The organism is Pseudomonas sp. LAMO17WK12:I1 (assembly GCF_900177315.1).
In the GTDB taxonomy this organism is placed as follows: Bacteria; Pseudomonadota; Gammaproteobacteria; order Pseudomonadales; family Pseudomonadaceae; genus Aquipseudomonas; species Aquipseudomonas marginalis.
In genome coordinates this window covers 525,788-542,121 of record NZ_FWZV01000002.1, presented here as the reverse complement: position 1 = coordinate 542,121, position 16,334 = coordinate 525,788, and the positions used below count along the sequence as shown (strand labels likewise).

Here is a 16,334-nt window from a genome sequence, read left to right as displayed (position 1 = left end):
TAGGTGTCCTTCCAGTCCCAACCGCGTTTTTTCGCCTCGGCGGCCATGGCCGCGCCCTGTTTCTGGCCGACTTCAAAGGCGGCCATGCCCAGGTACGGCACGTCCTCCATGAAGTTGCCCTTGGCATCGACAAAGCGGTCATCCACGGCAATCACTTTCAAGCCGTTGGCCTTGGCCTTGGCGACGATGGCCGGGCCCAGGGACACGTCCGGCGGGCAGATCACAAAGCCCTTGGCGCCGTTGGCGGCCAGGCTGTCGATGGCCGAGAGGGTTTTCTCGCCATCGGGCACGGCGATCTTGATCACGGTAAAGCCATGTTCCTTGCCGGCTTTTTCGGCAAAGGCCCATTCGGTCTGGAACCACGGTTCCTCGGCCTGCTTGACCAGGAAACCGATCTTCACTTCTTCAGCGGCCAGCAACAGCCCGCTCAAGCTCATGGCCGAGACCGCCACAGCGGCGCAGCACAGGGAACGGATACCACGACGACGATGATTCATACGGGTGACTCCTTGTTGTTGTTTTTAAGTCTTGGGGTTAACCGGCAAAGCGATGGCAAGGCATGCCGGGTACATCGACTTCGATGGCCAGCACCGCGCCGTCCAGAGGGTGATCCAATGGGCTGGCGGCGCTGGTGATATACAAAGTGGTGAGGTTGGGGCCACCGAATACGCAACTGGTGGGGCGACTCACGGGCAACTCGATAATGCGGTCCACCTCCCCCTCGGGCGTCAGGCGCAGCAGGCAACTGCCGTCCCAACGGGCGTTCCAGATGTAGCCTTGACTGTCCATGGCCGAGCCATCCGGCCCGCCGCGCAAGTGCGGCCCGAACCACGGCGTTGCGGGCTCGAGTTGGCCGTCGGCCTGGATCGAATACTGGTAGAGCGTGGCGTCCAGGCTGTCGCCGAAATGCACCTGGCGGCCGTCCTCGCTCCACAGCAAGGTGTTGGGAATGCCCAGGCCGTGGAGCAACGGCGTGACCTGGGCATCCGCATCGATGCGAAACAGGCCGCCGGAGCGCCGCGTGATCGGCAGGTCTTCGCCGTGTTCGCCGATGTTGTTCTGCATGGTGCCCAGCCACAGGCGGCCCTGGGCATCGCAGCGCGCTTCATTGCCACGGTTGCCCGGTTGTGGGTCGGCCACGCACAGCAGGGTCAGGGCTTCGGTGGCCAGGTCCAGGCGGTAGACACCGCTGCTCAAGGTCACCAGCGCATCACCGCGTTCACACGGGATAAACGCCGAAACGTGCTCGGGCAACTGCCAGATCTGCAGCTGTCCGCCCATCAGGCGCAGGGCCTGTTTGCCGGCGATATTGACCCAGTACAGCGCCTGGGTCGGCACGTCCCAGAACGGGCCTTCCCCCAGTTGCGCACGGTGCTCAGTGACAGCGGTACACGACATGACGCCTCCTGATAAGTGTTTACAGCGAGTCGCGGGATGGCGTGCCATCCACCAGGCGCTGGATGCGCAGGGGGTTGGCGTTTTTCAACGCGTCGGGCAGCAGGCTATCCGGGTAGTTCTGGAAGCACACCGGGCGCAGGAAACGGTCGATGGCCAAGGTGCCGACCGAGGTGCCACGGGCATCCGACGTCGCTGGATAGGGGCCGCCATGCACCATCGAGTCGCAGACTTCAACGCCGGTCGGGTAGCCGTTGAGCAGGATGCGCCCGACTTTCTGTTCCAGCAGCGGCGTGAGTTCGGCGAACTGTTGAAAGTCTGCCGGTTCGCCAATGATCGTCGCCGTGAGCTGGCCGTGCAGGCCGTGCAAGGCAGCGCTGAGCTGGGCTTGATCAGCCACTTCGACAAACACCGTGGTAGGACCGAAGACTTCTTCCTGCAGCACTTCATCGCCCTCGAGCAACAAGCGCACATCGGCCTTGAACAGCTGCGGTTGCGCCTGATTGCCCGCCTGGGTGCTACCGGCCACATGCTGAATGCCAGGGTGCGCCAGGAGTTTTTCCAGGCCTTTGCCGTAGCTGCTCAGGGTGCCGGCATTGAGCATGGTTTGTGCCGGTTGCTCACCGATCAGTTGAGCGACCTGTTGGGTAAACGCGGTGAACTGCGGCGAGGCGATACCGATCACCAGGCCAGGGTTGGTGCAGAACTGGCCGCAGCCTTGCACCACCGACGCGGTCAGATCCCGCGCGACCGCTTCCGCTCGCGCTTGCAGTGCTTGGGGCAGCACGATCACCGGGTTTATGCTCGACATCTCGGCAAACACCGGGATCGGCTGCGGGCGTGCCGCGGCCATATCGCACAAGGCGCGACCGCCCTTGAGCGAGCCGGTAAAGCCCACTGCCTGGATCGCCGGGTGCTTGACCAGCGCCTCGCCGACGCCGCCGCCGAAGATCATGTTGAATACACCCGCCGGCATCTCGGTTGCTTCTGCCGCACGAATGATTGCATTGGCCACCTGTTCAGCCGTGGCCATATGCCCGCTGTGGGCCTTGAATACCACCGGGCAACCGGCCGCCAGTGCCGCTGCGGTATCGCCGCCGGCGGTGGAAAACGCCAGGGGGAAGTTGCTCGCGCCAAACACGGCCACCGGGCCCAGGCCGATGCGGTATTGGCGCAGGTCCGGGCGTGGCAGTGGCTGGCGGTCGGGTAACGCCTTGTCGATGCGTGCGCCGTAGAAATCACCGCGACGCAGCACCATGGCGAACAGGCGCATCTGGCCACTGGTACGCCCACGCTCGCCTTTGATACGTGCGGCGGGCAGCGCGGTTTCGCGGCAGACCAGCTCGATGAAGTGATCGCTCAGGCCATCCAGCTCGTCGGCGATCGCGTCCAGGAACTGCGCACGGCGCGCGGCACTCAACGCACGGTAAGCCGGATACGCCGCAGCGGCGGCCTTGGCAGCGGCGTCGACTTCTTCCGGCGTGGCCTGGTAGAAATCCTGCGGCAAGGTTTCGCCCGTGCTGGCATCGACGCTGTGCAGCTTGACGCTGCCGTTGGCGCTGCGCTGGCCGCCGATGTAGTTGTGGCCGAGGAACTGGGTCATGTTGATCTCCTTAAAGGGGGGTGACTTGGCCGGGTTCAAAGGCCGCCTCGCTGCTGCCGACACCATTGACCAACGGCGCGCCGAACTCGGCCTGGCTGATCTCGAACACATCGCCCGGTTGGGAACGTATACCATCGGCGAATGACAGCGTGGCGGTGCCGAAGAAGTGAATGTGCACATCGCCCGGCTTGAGGAACTGGCGGTATTTGAAGTGGTGGTACTCGAGGTTTTCCAGGCTGTGGCACATATTGGCCTCGCCACTGAGGAATTCGTTCCGCCAGATTTCCTCGCCGTTACGCAGGATGCGGCTGGTGCCGGCCAGGTGCTGGGGCAACTCGCCCACGCGCAGTTCGGGGCCGTAGCTGCAACTGCGCAGCTTGGAATGGGCCAGGTACAGGTAGTTCTTGCGCTCCATGATGTGGTCGGAGAACTCGTTGCCCACTGCAAAACCCAGGCGATAGGGCTGGCTGTCCGGGCCGATCACATACAGGCCGCCGATTTCCGGTTCTTCACCGGCGTCTTCGGCAAACGGTGGCACCGGGAAGGCTTCGCCTGGGCGCACGACGATGCTGCCGTCGCCCTTGTAGAACCATTCCGGTTGCACACCGGCCTGGCCGGCAGCGGGCTTGCCGCCCTCGACGCCCCATTTGAAGATGCGCATGGTGTCGGTCAAGGCGCTCTCATCGCCGGCCTGCTGGTGCATTTTGTCCCGCGCCGAGGCGCTGCCCAGGTGGGTCAGGCCGGTGCCGCTGATGAGCATATGGGCCGGGTCCGGGTGGTCCAGCGGCGGCAAAATCTTCAGGTCGGCCAACAGTGCGGCGTAGTCATGGCTGTCGCCCAGGCCCAGGCTCTCGACCTGCTGCTGCAACTTGACGCCCGCCTCGATGGCGGCCAGCGCCAGTTCGCGCACGCTGCGCGCGGTACGCACTTCGCGCACTGTGGCGCCTTCTACAACGCCGACCCGGCGTTCACCGTTGCTTGACTCGAACTGAACTAAACGCATCAGACTTCTCCCAGATTAAGTACGTGTGGCGCCACGGGCGCTGGCGGCGAATTGATCGGCGGGCAGTACGTGCTTGCGCTCCAGCACGCGGTAGACCACGCCGGTCAGGACCAGCCCGAACACCATGACCGCGGACAGGAAGTACAAGCCCGAGGCGAGGTTGCCGGTGTATTCCTTGAGCGCACCGATCACGAACGGACCGATATAGCCGCCGAGGTTGCCCACCGAGTTGATCAAGGCAATGCCCGCCGCCGCACTGGCGCCGGCAAAGAAGCGCCCCGGCAAGGTCCAGAACACTGCGGTGCAGGAAAACAGCGCAAACGCCGCCAGGCACAGCGCGGCCATTTGCAGCACCGGCACACTCAGCCAGGCACTGCAGAACAGGCCGATGGCGCCGAGCACATACAGCACCGCCAGGTGACCGTAGCGATCATTCAGGCGGTCCGAACTGCGCGGGATGATCAGCAGGCCGATGATGCCGAAGATGTACGGCACGGCGGAGATAAAGCCGGTGACCAGGTCGGTGCCGCCGAACTGTTTGATCAGGGTCGGCAGCCATAGGCCCAGGCCATAGATGCTCAGGGTCACCGGCAGGTAGAACAGCGCCAGCAGCAACACGCGTTTGTCCTTGAGGGCATGCAGCGGGTTGCCGTGGCGGGTCTGGCCGTAGGCTTGCAGGTCTTTGTCCAGCTCACCGGTGAGCCAGGCCTTTTCGTCGTCGCTCATCCATTTGACCTGCCTGGGGCCATCCGGCAGGTAGCGCAGCACCGGCCAGGTCAGCAGGATCGCCGGGGTGCCGATCACGATGAACAGCCACTGCCAGCCATGCAGGCCGAGGATGCCATCCATGCCCAGCAGGCCGCCGGACACCGGGCCGGTGATCATCATCGCAATCGGTTGGGAGAGGATGAACAGCCCGAGGATCTTGCCGCGATGGCGCACCGGGAACCATTGGGTGATGTAGTACAGGACGCCGGGAAAGAATCCGGCTTCGGCCGCGCCGAGCAGGAAGCGCATCACATAGAAGCTGTGCGGCCCTTGCACGAAGGCCATGCCGATGGTGATCGCGCCCCAGGTGATCATGATCCGCGCAAACCAGCGCCGTGCGCCGAAGCGGTCGAGCATCAGGTTGCTGGGGATCTCGAAGAGGAAGTAGCCAATGAAGAACAACCCCGCGCCCAGGCCATAGGCCGCATCGCCGATACCGACGTCGGCGCCCATGTGCAGCTTGGCAAAACCTACGGCGGAACGGTCCACGTAGGCGATCAGGTACAGCAGGATCAGGAAGGGAATCAGTTTCAGCGTGATGCGCCGAATAAGCCGCAGTTCCTGGCTCATGGGGTCGATCTCCGATTGTTGTTTTTATAGAAGCTCGGGGGACGCCTCTCGCGGAAATCCGCCAGGGTCATACCTCAGTTATGCCAGACTATATAGTAGGACTATTTGCAAAACAACTCTTCCAAAGCATCGATTTTGCGCTTATGTTTAAGCACGCATAGAACATATAGTCATACAATAAGAGAATCGATCATGTCTGATAAAAAGCCCGGCCTACGCTCCGCCCAGTGGTTTGGTACCGCCGACAAAAACGGCTTCATGTACCGCAGCTGGATGAAGAACCAGGGCATCGCCGACCATCAGTTCCATGGCAAGCCGATCATCGGCATCTGCAATACCTGGTCGGAGCTGACCCCGTGCAACGCGCATTTCCGCCAGATCGCCGAGCACGTCAAACGTGGCGTGATCGAGGCCGGTGGCTTCCCGGTGGAATTCCCGGTGTTCTCCAACGGCGAATCCAACCTGCGCCCCACCGCCATGCTCACCCGCAACCTGGCGAGCATGGACGTGGAGGAAGCCATTCGCGGCAACCCGATTGACGGTGTGGTGCTGCTGACCGGCTGCGACAAGACCACCCCGGCCCTGCTGATGGGCGCCGCCAGTTGCGACGTGCCGGCCATCGTGGTCACCGGTGGGCCGATGCTCAACGGCAAGCACAAGGGCCAGGACATCGGCTCGGGTACCGTGGTGTGGCAGCTCAGCGAACAGGTCAAGGCCGGCACCATTACCCTGGATGATTTCCTCGCGGCCGAAGGCGGCATGTCGCGTTCGGCGGGCACCTGCAACACCATGGGTACTGCGTCGACCATGGCCTGCATGGCCGAGGCACTGGGCACGTCCCTGCCCCACAACGCGGCGATCCCGGCGGTGGATGCGCGGCGTTATGTGTTGGCCCATATGTCCGGCATGCGTGCGGTGGAGATGGTGCGCGAAGACTTGAAGCTGTCGAAGATCCTCACCAAGGAAGCGTTTGAAAACGCCATCCGCGTGAACGCCGCCATCGGTGGTTCGACCAACGCCGTGATCCATTTGAAAGCCATCGCCGGGCGCATCGGTGTCGAGCTCGACCTGGACGACTGGACCCGCATCGGTCGCGGCATGCCGACCATCGTCGACCTGCAACCGTCCGGGCGCTTCCTGATGGAAGAGTTCTACTATGCCGGTGGCCTTCCCGCCGTGCTGCGTCGTCTTGGTGAAGCCAACCTGATTCCGCACCCGAACGCCTTGACCGTCAACGGCAAGACCCTCGGCGAGAACACCAAGGACTCGCCGATCTACGGCCAGGACGAAGTGATCCGCACCCTCGACAACCCGATCCGCGCCGACGGTGGCATTTGCGTGTTGCGCGGCAACCTGGCGCCACTCGGTGCGGTGCTCAAGCCGTCGGCCGCCAGCGCCGAGCTGATGCAGCATCGCGGGCGTGCGGTGGTGTTCGAGAACTTCGACATGTACAAGGCGCGCATCAACGATCCGGAACTGGATGTGGACGCCAACTCGATCCTGGTCATGAAAAACTGCGGGCCCAAGGGTTACCCAGGCATGGCCGAAGTCGGCAACATGGGCTTGCCGGCCAAGCTGCTGGCCCAGGGCGTGACCGATATGGTGCGGATCTCCGATGCGCGCATGAGCGGCACCGCCTACGGCACCGTGGTCTTGCACGTGGCGCCGGAAGCCGCGGCCGGCGGACCGTTGGCCACGGTGAAGGAAGGTGACTGGATCGAACTCGATTGCGCCAACGGTCGCCTGCACCTGGACATCCCCGACGCAGAGCTGGCGGCGCGCATGGCCGACCTGAAGCCGCCGCAGAACCTGATCGTCGGCGGCTACCGCCAGCTGTATATCGACCATGTGCTGCAGGCCGACCAGGGTTGCGACTTTGACTTCCTGGTGGGTTGCCGTGGGGCTGAAGTCCCCCGGCATTCCCACTAATTGGGATGCTATGATGCCGCGAATTTAAGTCGGAGCATCCCTGTCGTTATGGATCACCAGCCGTCCAAGCCGCGCAAGAGCATGCATGCCCAGATCGTTCAGGACTTGGGCATGCACATCGTTTCAGGTCGCTTCAAGCCCGAAGAACGGCTGCCCATGGAGGCCACGCTGTGCGAGGAGTACAAGGTCAGCCGTTCGGTATTGCGCGAGGCGACCCGGGTGCTCAGCGCCAAGGGCCTGGTGTATTCCAAGCCACGGGTGGGTGCAGTGGTGCGGCCGCGCTTGAAATGGCACCTGCTCGACCCGGACGTATTGTCCTGGTTGATGCAGTCCACGCCCCACAGTGAATTCTTCAATACCCTGGCCGGTGTGCGGCGCATCCTCGAGCCGGAGATCGCCGCCATGGCCGCGACCACCGCCACCGATGAAGACATCGCCACCATCGAAAAAGCCTACCAGGGCATGGAAACCGCGCAGACCCACGAACAGCTGTTGCAGGCCGACCTGGACTTCCACCGCGCCATTGCCGATGCCACCCGTAACGACCTGCTCGCCTATATGTGCAACATGCTGTCGTTGCCGCTGCGCGAGTCGATCAACATCACCAACCGCCGCCCGGACATCCAGGGCCTGAGCCTGCCCCGGCACAAGGCGATCCTCACCGCGATCCAGAACCGCGACGCCCTCGGCGCGCGGCATGCGTCGCTGGTGCAGCTGGATGACACGCGGGTGGCGTTGGATACGGTGATGAATGTGCTGACGCCGCTATAACCCGATTGAGCCTCCACGCTCAACTCGGCGCAAGGGTCAACGCGTCGACATCACGGCCGACTTGACCGGTAGCTCGGAATATTGCGGGTGCTGCTTGACGAAGGTGCGAACGGACTGCTCCTGTCGATCCACCACACAGATGCCAATGCTGGGGTAATCAACGGTGCAGGTCCCCAACGCAAGGAGTCCGCAGTTTTTCACGCCATAGATCGCGGCCGGGCGAGCCGCGAGCGGGCAACCATAGGTCATTTCGCCCACGTAATTGATTTGTCCATTGGTGACGGTAAAGCGCAGCGGCTTCGAGTAGGGCCCCATCACGCCACGACGCGAGCCAAGGTCACTGACTTCATAGGTGCCTCCAGGCAACCATGCCGAGTAGTAGTCCTTGGGGCCCCAGCCATAGTCTTTTCCGGTGTCCACATTGTGAAAGCTCATCCAGGTTCCGTAGGGCCCACCCTCGATCAGTGCGCCCAGGACAAGACCTGCGTTTTCGGCGGAATAGACTTTCGAATCCAATGCCATTTCAGGTGGCAATGCCGAGCAGGCACTCATCAAGGCCACGGTTCCGATCACAAACAACTGACTTATTTTGCGCATTCAATCCTCGGTCCATCGAAAAAAGTTCAACTTTGCCAGTATCATGCGGCACTTCTCAACATCGGCGTTAAGGATGACCTCCCTTTCATGAGTAATTTATTTGCAGGCCGTGCGCTCGGCGCAACATTTTTCGCGTTGATATTGAGCGGCTGCAGCGTGTCGGGTACGTACCCCGATGCCACCGGACCGGATGCTGCCAAGCTACGATTTGTCAGCGACATGAGCAGTGCCACGCTGAGTGTAATAGATGCGCAACATTGCGATGGACAGACCACCGGCATCCTTAACAATCTGTTCCTGGCCAACACCCGCAGGCGGGCGGACATGTCGATGCCGCCGGTCTCCGAAAAAACGCCCTACCTGGAAATCCGCTTGCCCGCCAACAAAGAACTGTTCCTGCACTTGAATACCCAAGGCACAGGTTCGGTGTGCGGCATGGCTTTCACCCTCACTCCGCAAAACGGCGCGGAATACGAGGTGACGTTCACTGGCGCAGGCAGCCAGTGTGTGACGACACTCAAACGTCTGCATTCAGTAAAAGGCCAGGTGGTGCGCTCACCGGTCCCGGTGATCAATAAAGGACTGCCCAGTTGCGTAGGTGCCAATGCGCTGTTCCCCGCGCCGCCGAAAGGCCTCCCCGCCACCCCGGAGCGTGATGCCTTGGCCGAGCAGATTATCGCCCCGAGCATCATCGCGGAAATGAAACCCCAGGCCAGCCCGCTGGACGACAGCGCGCGCGATCACGCAACTGATCTGGTGGTCAACAAGCGCAAGGCCCAGATGAACCTTGATCTGCCGGATGCCTATTGGGCGCAGTATCGTCAGAACGTCGTGAACTACCTGGTCCAGGCTCAGGGCGTAAAGGCCAAGGCACTTGAGCAGTACAAGGTTGAGTACCGTGCGCGCCTCTCACGACTGGACACGCCCACATTAAGAACCCTGGTGCCCGATACCCCGGCCACCGACATCACTCAGGCATTGGCTGTCAACGGTGCGATGCTGCAGTTCTACCGCAGGCTCAATGAAGTGCTGGAAAAGGAAGCAATGGCCGACAACTGGGCACACATGGCCGAATTGGACAAACGTTATAGCGTGTGTGAGCGCTATGCGCAGTGCTGGCAGAATTGATAACAGACGCGGGATAGAAGATTCGACGGCGCCTGGTGAAACGCGCCGCCCCAGCCCTGAAATCAGGTGAAAGAACATGTGGGAGGGGCGGTGCGAGGATCTGACTTGCCCCCCACATTTGACTCCCATCTATCGGGTAGATCTTAGTGCCTTTTCTGCCGGGGCTGTGACGTGGCTTGCAATCACCTGGGCCATTGCAAGCCAATCAGGCGGCGTTACAGGGTATAGGCAATGCCTACCTGCACCGTGCGCGGTTCACCTGGGTAGGCGTACACATTGCCGAACGCACCTTCTTCATACTCTCGATTAAACAGGTTTTTCACGTCCAGGTTCAGCCGCACCTTGTCGTTGACCTTGTAGTAGCTGAGCAGGTCGACCACGGTGTAGGCGTCCATCGAGAAGGCGTTGTTGGCGGTCTGCCCGGCCCGTTCATCCACATACTTGCCACCTGCGCCGAGGCCCAGGCCCTTGAGGGCGCCGTCCTGGAACTCGTAGACGTTGAGCAGGCTGAAGCTGTTGCGCGGGATGTTCAGCAAGCGCGTGCCGCTGCGCAGGGTGTTGTCCTTGGTCACTTCGGCGTCCACGTAGGCATAGCCACCGATCACACGCCACTCGGGGGTGATATTGCCCGCCACGTTCAGGTCGAAACCACGGCTGCGCACCTGGCCGGCGGCGACGCTGAAGGTGGAGTCGAGAGGGTCGGTGGTGAGCACGTTTTTCTTCTCGATCTGGTAGATCGCGGCGTCGACGCTGAGTTGACGGTCCAGGGCTTCCCACTTGATGCCCATCTCGTAGGATTTGCCTTTCTCCGGCTCAAAACCACCGCCCTGGCGACTGGCGCCGGTGTTGGGCTTGAACGAACGCGCGGCGTCGGCGTAGACCGCGACGGTGTCGGTGAGGTCGTAGATCACGCCCACGCGTGGGGTGACGGCGTTGTCGCTGGCTTCCCAGCTTTTACCGCCCGGCACGTAGGTGTGGTAGTCGTGTTCAAAACGCTCGAAGCGTGCGCCGGCGAGCACTTTAAGGCGCTCGGTCAGGGCCACCTGATCCTGCACGAAGGCCGCGTAGGTCTTGAGGTTTTCCTTGTCGTGGGTCGGCGTACGCGTGAGGTTCGGGCGCGCCTGGCCGTAGACCGGGTTGAAGATATCGATTGCATAAGCACCCACTGCGCCGCTGGAGCGCTGGATGATCGACTTGTAGTCGTAGTCTTCGAATTCGACGCCGGTGAGCAAGGTGTGGTCGAAACCACCGGTGGAGAAATGCCCGGTGAGGTTGAGCTGAGTGTCCTTGTCGGTCCACTCCAGTTTGCGGTAGTTGAAGTTGCGGCCCAGGGTGCGACCGTCGGCGGCCAGGCCGTTGGCTTCAATGGCATTGCCTTGCAAGGTGCCGTCCAGCCATTGGAAACCACCGCCCAGGGTCCAGCTGTCATTGAGCAGGTGCTCGAAACGCAGCTGGGCCATGCTGTTGTCGTTGTGCAGTTTGCCGGCGTCTTTTTCACCCCAGAAAGTGTCACGCGAGGCGGTGCCTTTTTGATTGGGGTAGCGCGTCAGGCCACGGTCCAGCGGGTGGTTGTTGCGCATGAAGTCGCCTTCGAAGATCACCTTGGTGTCATCGCTGGCCTGCCAGGTGATCACCGGGGTCACGCCATAGCGTTCGGTTTCGACATGGTCACGGAAGGTGTCACCGCCCTCGCCCACCACGTTCAGGCGATAGGCCAGGCGACCTTGTTCGTCCAGCGGGCCGGAAGCGTCGAGGGTGGCGCGCTGCATGCCCTGGTCATCCAGTTGGCTGCCGAGGGTCACGGTCGGCTCGGCCAGCGGTTGCTTGGACACCACGTTGAAGGTGCCGCCGGGATCGCCACGGCCATACAGCATGGTTGCCGGGCCGCGCAGCACTTCGAGGCGTTCGATGGTGTTGGCGTCGGGCATGTTCGGGTAGCCGCGGTTGATCGGGAAACCGTTGCGGTAGAACTCGCCGGTGGTGAAGCCACGTACGGTGAAGGTGGTGAGCCCCTGGCCGCCGAAGTTGTTGGCACGACCGACGCCACCGGCGTAGTCCAGGGCATCCTGCAAACGGGTGGCGCCGATGTCTTCGACCACATCCTTGGACACGACGCTGATGGACTGCGGGGTTTCATGAATCGAGGTGTCGGTGCGCGTCGCACTCGCCGAACGTGTGGCGTGGTAGCCCTTGACCGGCCCTTGCGCCGTCTCGTAGTCCGCCTCGCCAGTGACATTGGTGGCTTGCAGCTCAAGACTGGCCTTGTCGGCAGGGACAACCTCGGCCCAGGTAAACGGGGAAAACGCCTGAAGCACGCAGAGGGAAATCAGGGTACGACGCATGGATGTTGAACCTAGTGAATGAGCCAGATGGGGCGGCAAACCTGCCAAAAAACGCGGGAATGGTATATCAATCCATTCGCGTTTGACATCTATTCTCATTCACTATTTTTCAGGTAACAGCTTTGTATCGATCTGTAGGAAATTGGACGCGAGCCAAACGTGGGAGGGGGCTTGCCCCCGATATCGGTGTATCAGTCACAGCAACATCGACTGGTCTACCGCTATCGGGGGCAAGCCCCCTCCCACATTTGGATTTTTATACAACTTTAGAAATGGATCCGATCAGCGATAGCGCTCCAGCCAATGGGCGTAAGGCGCCGGCAAGGTCCAGGAGGATTTTTCCACGCCCAGCTCCTTGGCCGCAAAGTACGCCCAATGCGGGTCAGCCAGGTGCGCACGACCGACCGAGACCAGGTCCAGGTGCCCCGCCTGCAACGCACCTTCCGCCAGTTGCGGCGTGCCAAAGCCCCAGGCTGAGGTCACCGGGATGCCGGCTTCGCGGCGCACGCGCTCGGCGATCGGGCCCATGAAGGCCGGGCCCCACGGGATATTGGTGTCGGGGATGGTGAAACCGACGCTGACGCTCAGCAGGTCCAGGCCGCCGGCCTTGAAGTTGCGGGCCAGTTCGATGGATTCGGTCAGGGTCTGTTCGTCACGGCCGTCGTATTCGATTACACCAAAACGCGCGGTCAGCGGCAGGTTTTCCGGCCAGACCTCGCGCACGGCAGCGAGGGTTTCCAGGAGGAAACGGCTGCGGTTGTCGAAGCTGCCACCGTAGGCGTCGGTGCGCTGGTTGGAATGCTCGGAGAAGAAGCTCTGGCCCAGGTAGCCATGGGCGAAGTGCAGTTCGATCCATTCGAAGCCGGCGTCACGGGCACGGCGGGCGGCGTCGACGAAGTCCTGCTTGACCCGAGCGATGTCGTCCAGGGTCATGGCCCGTGGCACTTGCGGCAGGTTGGCACCGAAGGCGATGGCCGACGGCGCGATGGTTTCCCAACTGCGTGCATCGGAGGCAGGCATATGGTCGTCCCCTTCCCACGGGCGGTTGGCGCTGGCTTTGCGACCGGCGTGGCCGATCTGGATGCCTGGCACCGAGCCGGCGGCCTTGATGGCCTTGACCATGGGCACGAACGCCTGGGCGTGGGCGTCGCTCCAGATACCGGCGCAGCCTGGGGTGATACGCCCCTCAGGCGCTACCGCGGTGGCCTCGACCACCAGCAAACCGGCGCCGCCACGGGCCATGCTGGCCAGGTGCACGAGGTGCCAGTCGTTGACGATGCCGTCATCGGCCATGTATTGGCACATCGGCGGGATGGCGATGCGATTGCGCAGGGTGACGTCTTTGAGTGTGAACGGTTCGAACAAAGCGGGCATTGAGAACTCCGGGAGCGAGTGGATGATTCGATAGTTCGATGGTAATCGAACTATGGTATTCGATGATAGCCCCCTGTTATGATTCGTTTCATGCGAGCCTTTAAACACCCCACCCCGGAAGACCTGACCCTCGAGCGCCTGTTGTACGCGCTGAGTGATCCGGTGCGCCTGGAGATTGTCCGCTGCCTGGCCGGCGTGCCCGAGGCCAGCTGCGGCGAACTGGACGGCGGGCGCCCCAAGTCCAGCATGTCCCACCACTTCCGGGTCCTGCGCGATGCCGGCCTGGTCCACACCCGCAGCGTGGGCACTACCCATATGAATTCATTGCGCGGCGAGGTGCTTGAGGAACGGTTTCCGGGATTGTTGCAGAGCATCCTGACGCAACGATAAAAGCCGGATCAGTCCAGCAGCGCGATCAGCCGCGACTCGATCGTCATGTCCCGCACGTCCAGCACCGCCAACGTCACCGGCAACTTGAAGCGCCGCCGCCCTGCACTGCCGGGGTTTACGTACAGTGTTGCGCCCCGCCATTCGATCAGGGGCTTGTGCGAATGGCCGGTGATCACCAGCCGAGTAGACGTGTCGAGTAAGGCGGGTACGTCGGCGATGTCATGCACCACCAACGTCCGCCATCCGTCCACCTCCAGCATCAGATGATCGGGCACCTGCTCTGCCCACGGCGCGTCCTGGTCATTGTTGCCACGCACCACGTGCAGGGGCGCGATCTGTGCCAATTGCTGAAGAATCTCAGGGCTGCCGATATCACCGGCATGGATGATCTGCCCGCATCCCTGCAAGGCAGCGACAGCCTCAGGGCGCAGCAGGCCGTGGGTGTCGGAAATCACGCCAACTTTCATAGGGCCTCCGGGGTGGACATCGAACGGTGAAACACCGGCGCACCATCCAAATATACGCGGTCTTTGCCATTGCCCTTGGAGGCGTAGAGATTGCGGTCGGCACGCTTGAGGACCGCCGACATATCGGCCCCGGTCGTAAAGCGCGTCATGCCCGCACTGCAGGTGTAGTGATGGGGCGGCGCGACACTGCAGCGGATCGCTTGCAGCAGGCGCAGCGCGTAATCGGTGGCGAGATCGGGGTCATCGACCAGCAGCAGCACGCCGAACTCCTCGCCGCCAATCCTGCCGAAACTGTGGCTGCCGGGGGTGGATTTCAGGCACGCGGCCATGGCGCAGAGAATCCGGTCGCCGACATCATGGCCGAACTGGTCATTCTTCAATTTGAAACTGTCGATATCCAACATCATGAAGTAACCGGTATCACCGGCCGCAATCAGTTTGGCGAAGCCCTCCATAAAGGCGCGCCGGTTCAGGATGGAGGTCAAGTAATCCGTCTCGGCCAATTCCCGAAACTCACTCTCGACCAGTAACACGGAGCGCAGGTTTTTCAGGTAGTAGACATTCAAGATAAAGCCGATCGACACCGACGCCGCACAAAAAATAAACACATAGGTGTCGACCCCGTCATAAAGGCTCAGCTGAATGTTGGGCCACGTCAGTAACCAGACCAGGGCGGCGCAGACCAGAAAATCCTGGACCACGATAAACAGGATTGCGCTGCTCATCACCAAGGTCACGGCCAGCGGCAAGGCGAACACCTGCAACGCGGGGCGGGTGTGCACCACATAGGCAAAACCTGCGGACAGCAGCACCATGTAGAACCCGCCCAGCGCCCGCCACAGCACATAATGCGTCACCACCCGGTGAACCCCATACACCACGCACAGCCCCAGCGTGACCAGCACCACCGGCCAACCGAACATCCCCCCACGATCCACCAGCAACACCGCCAGCCAGGCGAAAATCCCGATCAGTTCGGCCTGGGCGATGGCGGGCGACAACAGCCTCTGCATCCGAGGCCTGAGTTTCACATTTGCCGGCATCCCGTCACTCCCTGTGCATGGGTGGCCGTTGTGTCATCGGCATGACTCAGTTGAAGACTGTGCAGGCAGATCGCAAACGAATAGGCCATGAACCGTCTTACCAGCACGACAAAAGGTGGCAGGACCTCAAGTTGCGTCTTGGAATGAATCTTGAAATAGCCCCGCTCGGCCCCCTCTTGCACCAGACGAATGACGTGGGTCTTGGACACCGAAAGTTGCTCAGCGATGGAAAGATAGGACGATGACCTGAAACTTGCGCCCTGGTTATCCCGCGTACACGCATCGTTATAGATCGCCAGCATCAACATATGCCCGGCATCGCGTTTTACCAGCCAATAACAATCCGGTATCAACAGGTCAATGCTCAGGTTACGGCAGAGAAGCACCGAAAACCCTTTGAAATACCGGGCCAGATAGGCGCGATCATCCAACCCGGCCATTGAGGCGCACACCGCGGGTTCGGGGCACATCACGCCCAGCGGCTCGACCATGGACGTGAGCATCGGCCGGATCTCCGCGCAGGCTTGGGACGATGGGCTGAACAGCCGCAGACGGCTGTCGTCCGGATGCCTCGACACCGTCATGAACCCCAGTGCCCTGAACAGCAGGAAGATCGACTCCAGGCTGTTTCGCGAACAGAACCCGCGCGCCACACAAAACGCTTTCACCTCGGACAGCAAGGGGACCGGCTTGGTGAAATACGTGCTCAATAACGTAAAGGACACCATCAAGCGACTGAATTTCAGCGCCGTCTTGTAGAAAAACGGTCTTTTTGAATAGCACTCCAGCAGAGCCGAATAATGGGTACGAATACACCCGTCAAAATCCATATGGCGCTCAAACGCCCGCGCCGACTGTTCAATCGCCAGCTTCAACGAACCACTGCACATGAGAAAGAGCCCTGATCAAACAACTTGGATTCACTGATCTCAATTGCAGCACCGGTAATGGCGT

At 61.7% G+C, this 16,334-nt stretch carries 15 protein-coding genes; 4 read left to right on the top strand and 11 right to left on the bottom strand.

The window, feature by feature from the left end:
- From B9N88_RS05090 to B9N88_RS05070, 5 genes are all read right to left on the bottom strand, one after another.
- The coding region (locus tag B9N88_RS05090; RefSeq protein WP_143491239.1) for a substrate-binding domain-containing protein at positions 1-497 on the bottom strand (497 nt) is incomplete at its 3' end.
- Positions 498-534: 37 nt separating this feature from the next.
- Complete coding sequence (locus B9N88_RS05085; RefSeq protein ID WP_027603622.1) at positions 535-1,398, bottom strand: SMP-30/gluconolactonase/LRE family protein; 864 nt, start codon at positions 1,396-1,398, stop codon at positions 535-537.
- Positions 1,399-1,417: 19 nt separating this feature from the next.
- On the bottom strand, positions 1,418-2,998 hold the full coding sequence (locus tag B9N88_RS05080; protein WP_027603621.1) for an aldehyde dehydrogenase (NADP(+)): 1,581 nt from the start codon (positions 2,996-2,998) through the stop codon (positions 1,418-1,420).
- A gap of 10 nt (positions 2,999-3,008) precedes the next feature.
- Complete coding sequence (araD1, locus tag B9N88_RS05075) at positions 3,009-4,001, bottom strand: AraD1 family protein (protein ID WP_027603620.1); 993 nt, start codon at positions 3,999-4,001, stop codon at positions 3,009-3,011.
- Positions 4,002-4,016: 15 nt separating this feature from the next.
- The gene (locus B9N88_RS05070) at positions 4,017-5,339 is read right to left on the bottom strand and encodes an MFS transporter (protein WP_027603619.1); all 1,323 of its coding nucleotides are present in this window, start codon (positions 5,337-5,339) and stop codon (positions 4,017-4,019) included.
- A gap of 192 nt (positions 5,340-5,531) precedes the next feature.
- Here B9N88_RS05070 and B9N88_RS05065 point away from each other — a divergent pair, with 192 nt between their 5' ends.
- Positions 5,532-7,268, top strand: coding sequence for an IlvD/Edd family dehydratase (locus B9N88_RS05065; RefSeq protein WP_027603618.1), 1,737 nt, complete (start codon positions 5,532-5,534; stop codon positions 7,266-7,268).
- A 48-nt stretch (positions 7,269-7,316) separates the two neighbouring features.
- A complete protein-coding gene (locus B9N88_RS05060) occupies positions 7,317-8,039 on the top strand; it encodes a FadR/GntR family transcriptional regulator (protein WP_027603617.1) in 723 nt (240 codons plus the stop codon).
- Between the two features lie 36 nt (positions 8,040-8,075).
- On the opposite strand, the gene B9N88_RS05055 is transcribed toward B9N88_RS05060, so the two are convergent.
- Complete coding sequence (locus B9N88_RS05055) at positions 8,076-8,636, bottom strand: hypothetical protein (RefSeq protein WP_027603616.1); 561 nt, start codon at positions 8,634-8,636, stop codon at positions 8,076-8,078.
- Positions 8,637-8,723: 87 nt separating this feature from the next.
- Here B9N88_RS05055 and B9N88_RS05050 point away from each other — a divergent pair, with 87 nt between their 5' ends.
- Positions 8,724-9,764 carry a hypothetical protein gene (locus tag B9N88_RS05050; RefSeq protein WP_027603615.1) on the top strand — a complete coding sequence of 347 codons (1,041 nt, stop codon included), beginning with the start codon at positions 8,724-8,726 and terminating at the stop codon, positions 9,762-9,764.
- 215 nt (positions 9,765-9,979) lie between these two features.
- On the opposite strand, the gene B9N88_RS05045 is transcribed toward B9N88_RS05050, so the two are convergent.
- Both B9N88_RS05045 and B9N88_RS05040 read right to left on the bottom strand, forming a co-directional pair.
- Positions 9,980-12,106, bottom strand: coding sequence for a TonB-dependent siderophore receptor (locus B9N88_RS05045; RefSeq protein ID WP_027603614.1), 2,127 nt, complete (start codon positions 12,104-12,106; stop codon positions 9,980-9,982).
- Between the two features lie 282 nt (positions 12,107-12,388).
- On the bottom strand, positions 12,389-13,480 hold the full coding sequence (locus B9N88_RS05040; RefSeq protein ID WP_027603613.1) for an NADH:flavin oxidoreductase/NADH oxidase: 1,092 nt from the start codon (positions 13,478-13,480) through the stop codon (positions 12,389-12,391).
- 78 nt (positions 13,481-13,558) lie between these two features.
- On the opposite strand from B9N88_RS05040, the gene B9N88_RS05035 reads away from it, so the two are divergent.
- Complete coding sequence (locus B9N88_RS05035) at positions 13,559-13,870, top strand: ArsR/SmtB family transcription factor (RefSeq protein WP_027603612.1); 312 nt, start codon at positions 13,559-13,561, stop codon at positions 13,868-13,870.
- A gap of 8 nt (positions 13,871-13,878) precedes the next feature.
- Here B9N88_RS05035 and B9N88_RS05030 read toward each other — a convergent pair whose 3' ends face one another.
- Genes B9N88_RS05030 through B9N88_RS05020 form a run of 3 tightly spaced genes read right to left on the bottom strand, consistent with a single transcriptional unit; the run spans position 13,879 to position 16,255 of the window.
- Complete coding sequence (locus B9N88_RS05030; RefSeq protein ID WP_027603611.1) at positions 13,879-14,337, bottom strand: metallophosphoesterase family protein; 459 nt, start codon at positions 14,335-14,337, stop codon at positions 13,879-13,881.
- Positions 14,334-15,380 (bottom strand): GGDEF domain-containing protein, encoded by a 1,047-nt coding sequence (locus tag B9N88_RS05025; protein ID WP_027603610.1) that lies wholly within the window; start codon positions 15,378-15,380, stop codon positions 14,334-14,336. Before B9N88_RS05025 ends, B9N88_RS05030 begins: the two co-directional genes overlap by 4 nt.
- Positions 15,365-16,255, bottom strand: a complete 891-nt coding sequence (locus B9N88_RS05020; protein ID WP_256221057.1) for a hypothetical protein — start codon at positions 16,253-16,255, stop codon at positions 15,365-15,367. Before B9N88_RS05020 ends, B9N88_RS05025 begins: the two co-directional genes overlap by 16 nt.
- Positions 16,256-16,334: the final 79 nt, after the last annotated feature.

What these genes read in the sequence shown, in the direction of transcription:
- araD1 (WP_027603620.1), bottom strand. Translation starts at nt 4,001, where the DNA reads ATGCGTTTAGTTCAGTTCGAGTCAAGCAACGGTGAACGCCGGGTCGGC.
- B9N88_RS05080 (WP_027603621.1), bottom strand. Translation starts at nt 2,998, where the DNA reads ATGACCCAGTTCCTCGGCCACAACTACATCGGCGGCCAGCGCAGCGCC.
- B9N88_RS05070 (WP_027603619.1), bottom strand. Translation starts at nt 5,339, where the DNA reads ATGAGCCAGGAACTGCGGCTTATTCGGCGCATCACGCTGAAACTGATT.
- B9N88_RS05030 (WP_027603611.1), bottom strand. Translation starts at nt 14,337, where the DNA reads ATGAAAGTTGGCGTGATTTCCGACACCCACGGCCTGCTGCGCCCTGAG.
- B9N88_RS05060 (WP_027603617.1), top strand. Translation starts at nt 7,317, where the DNA reads ATGGATCACCAGCCGTCCAAGCCGCGCAAGAGCATGCATGCCCAGATC.
- B9N88_RS05065 (WP_027603618.1), top strand. Translation starts at nt 5,532, where the DNA reads ATGTCTGATAAAAAGCCCGGCCTACGCTCCGCCCAGTGGTTTGGTACC.
- B9N88_RS05085 (WP_027603622.1), bottom strand. Translation starts at nt 1,398, where the DNA reads ATGTCGTGTACCGCTGTCACTGAGCACCGTGCGCAACTGGGGGAAGGC.
- B9N88_RS05055 (WP_027603616.1), bottom strand. Translation starts at nt 8,636, where the DNA reads ATGCGCAAAATAAGTCAGTTGTTTGTGATCGGAACCGTGGCCTTGATG.
- B9N88_RS05025 (WP_027603610.1), bottom strand. Translation starts at nt 15,380, where the DNA reads ATGCCGGCAAATGTGAAACTCAGGCCTCGGATGCAGAGGCTGTTGTCG.
- B9N88_RS05050 (WP_027603615.1), top strand. Translation starts at nt 8,724, where the DNA reads ATGAGTAATTTATTTGCAGGCCGTGCGCTCGGCGCAACATTTTTCGCG.
- B9N88_RS05045 (WP_027603614.1), bottom strand. Translation starts at nt 12,106, where the DNA reads ATGCGTCGTACCCTGATTTCCCTCTGCGTGCTTCAGGCGTTTTCCCCG.
- B9N88_RS05040 (WP_027603613.1), bottom strand. Translation starts at nt 13,480, where the DNA reads ATGCCCGCTTTGTTCGAACCGTTCACACTCAAAGACGTCACCCTGCGC.
- B9N88_RS05035 (WP_027603612.1), top strand. Translation starts at nt 13,559, where the DNA reads ATGATTCGTTTCATGCGAGCCTTTAAACACCCCACCCCGGAAGACCTG.